Source organism: Pseudomonas sp. P5_B2 (assembly GCF_056400445.1).
Genome location: NZ_JBFULH010000547.1, coordinates 1 through 2,734 on the forward strand (window position 1 = coordinate 1; position 2,734 = coordinate 2,734).

A 2,734-nucleotide genomic window follows, 5' to 3' on the forward strand; every position below is an offset into this window, starting at 1 on the left:
ATGTACGACTGCTCGTGGACCAGCGTGGCGTATTCGTTGACCCGCCAGATCAACCCGTCACGGACTGTGATCGCCTCGCTGGTGTGGAAGGACGCCAGCCCCTCACCGCCACGCAAGGTCATCCGGTACTGAATAAATGCGGTGTTGCCGTCCAGGCGAATCCGGTCCGAATGCTCCAGCGCTTCATCCGGGTTGCGGGGCATGCTGACGCGCACGTACTCGCGCAGTTCGTCGAGCCCCATCACCCGGTTCTGAAAGAAATCGTGATACTGGATATCAGGGTGATAAAGCGCCATCACTCCATCCAGATCACGGTGCTTCCAGCACAAGTGGTAGCGCAGGACCGTCTCGTCCGTGGCCCGGGTTTGCTGCGGCCCATCATCATCGGGGTGCATAAAAGTCTCGACACCAAAACGCCGAGCTTGCCGAAGTTCCGCACGGGGTTCAATGGCTGAAAAAATGCTCAGGTGACCTTCATCAAATAAACTTGACGAACCGCCAAACGGCCGAAAAAAATCACATGGCGTTCACATTCGAGTGCTACTTTTAAAGGCAGTCATTGGTTGAGCCATTGAAGGCTCTTCTCCTCCTAACATGAGCTAAAGGAAGCGCTCGATGAAGAAGGCGGGCTACATATGAATAAAGGGTCTTTCAGCAAAGTCACGTTTCCAAACGCCTGCCAGCYGATGCGCTGGCATTTTCATCCCATGGGATTTGAGGCGAGCATGGACGCGCCGGGCAGCATGATTGCCCGGTTGTTTGATCGTGCCAGTGGCGAGACCATGATTGCCATTGCCGGTATTCCTTGTGCAACGGTCATGAATGCGGCGGATGTCGAACGAATCATTGAAGCCGTCGAGGATGAACTTGAGGCGTTCGTTCCACCTGTAGCCCTCAGAAGCTATGCCTGAAGGCTGACACAGCGAAGAAAAAAGCCCACGTAATGTGGGCTTTTTGTTGGGCGACGACTCAGCGTTACGCCAGTTTCTGACTGACCCTATGATCCGCAAAAAATACTTTACCCTTACCAATCCGGTCCGATGCCTTGGGCATGTTTGCCGCCGTGTCCTGCCCCTCGACATACCAATAGCAATGACTCACTGCCCGAGTGATGCCGACGTAAGCCAAGCGCAGAATTTCGTCTTTTTGCGCGCTGTCATATGGCTCGCTGTCGCCGGTCTTGCCGAGACCCGCCATCCGGTAAACCTGGTTCTTGTAGGGAGAACTGGTCAAATGCTGACAATCGCCGAGCAAAAACACCGCGTCGGCCTGCAAGCCTTTGGCGCTGTGATAGGTCAATTGTTTAAGCCGTCGGCTTTCATACGGCAAGCTAGAATCAACATTAACAACAGACTGAATATGTTGCTCAATCAACAACTTATCGCTACTTTTTCGATAAAGCATCAAGATTGAATCACCCTTACGGTAATGCTCCATCAGGCGCTGGGCCATGCCCTGATCGTCCCGGTCCAGAACGTTTACCGGCAACAACGCTTTAGGCTCGCCGCTGGCTTTGGCTTTCTTGCCTGCGATGGCCGGCGCTGCGCGGACGATATGTTCGGCGGCGTCGATGATGTGCTGATGACTGCGAAAGTTGTCGCTGAGCATGACCTTGGTGGTACTCGGTGACGGGAACTCTTTGTTGAACTCCATGAAATACGTCGGTGAACTGCCGCGCCAGCCGTAAATGGACTGCCAGTCATCCCCAACGCAAAGCAAAGACGAACGTTGCGCCCCCCGCCCGACATGCATTGCCGGGCCGCGACTGCGGATTTCGACCAGGCTGGCACGAATCCACGAAACGATCTGCGGCGATACGTCCTGAAATTCGTCGATCATCAGGTGTGAGAGTGGCCGCAGCAGTTCATCGCTGAGTAGTTTGAGGTTTTCCGGGGAATGCTCACTGAACAAGGCAAACATGCGGTTGTAGGTCATTACCGGAGGTTTTTGATCAAGCAGATGATCCTCCAGCGCTCGCCAGAACAGACTCAAGGCCTCGAAGAAGAATCTGTCGGGGTCGTCCTTGGCGAAACTCATCTGGCCAACGGCGTTCGGAACATCCAGCCCGAGATTTTCGATAAATCCGGCTGCTGCGACAAAACAGTCCAGCAACGGTGCAGAAGCGAGCTCGCCTTTGACCTTGTAATCAAAACCCGGACCCGCGCTGGCATCGCCTGCCAAAGAGGCTAAAACGCGCTTCGATGATTCGTAACTATCAAGCCATATCAATGGCTTACGGCAGAATGCTTGAAAAAGGGTGCGCTTGACCGCCCATTCCGCCCGGACGGTCAGCTTGGCATTTGGGCGGCAGACCTGCGGATTCTCTCGAGGATCGAAACCTAACACGACCCAGGCATCCAGACTCGGGATGTAGCCATGGCAACGGAACGTCGAGCCATTGATATCGAACGAGTGTCGCTTGGGCTCAATCCCCTTGATTGGCCAGGCACCGGCACGAAACCACAGGTTTTCAATAGTGTCGCAGAGCTCTTCGTCGCGCTTGGCCGCCAGTTCAGTCACGGCCATGCGTTTTTGCACATCGGGGTGGTCGCGCTCCAGCTCCTTGAGCTGTAAGGCGTGGCGGGACAGAGGCTTGATCAACTCGCGGAAGCGCTCATCGCGTGTGTGCAACTGGTGGTAGCAAGCGTTGAGCTGCTGTCGCTGTGCGTCATTGATACGCAAGTCGAACGGATTGCTATCGACCTCTACGTCGCCGTTTTGCACGCGGTTGCTG

The 2,734-nt window shown here is 55.0% G+C and carries 3 protein-coding genes; 1 reads left to right on the forward strand and 2 read right to left on the reverse strand.

The annotated features are described in order from the left end of the window. Positions 1-395: nuclear transport factor 2 family protein (locus AC1DRJ_RS23715; protein ID WP_477804294.1), on the reverse strand; the 395-nt coding region annotated here is incomplete at its 3' end. A 240-nt stretch (positions 396-635) separates the two neighbouring features. Here AC1DRJ_RS23715 and AC1DRJ_RS23720 point away from each other — a divergent pair. After that, positions 636-911, forward strand: coding sequence for a DUF1652 domain-containing protein (locus AC1DRJ_RS23720; protein ID WP_477804295.1), 276 nt, complete (start codon positions 636-638; stop codon positions 909-911). Positions 912-975: 64 nt separating this feature from the next. On the opposite strand, the gene AC1DRJ_RS23725 is transcribed toward AC1DRJ_RS23720, so the two are convergent. Further along, the coding region (locus tag AC1DRJ_RS23725; protein WP_477804296.1) for a UvrD-helicase domain-containing protein at positions 976-2,734 on the reverse strand (1,759 nt) is incomplete at its 5' end.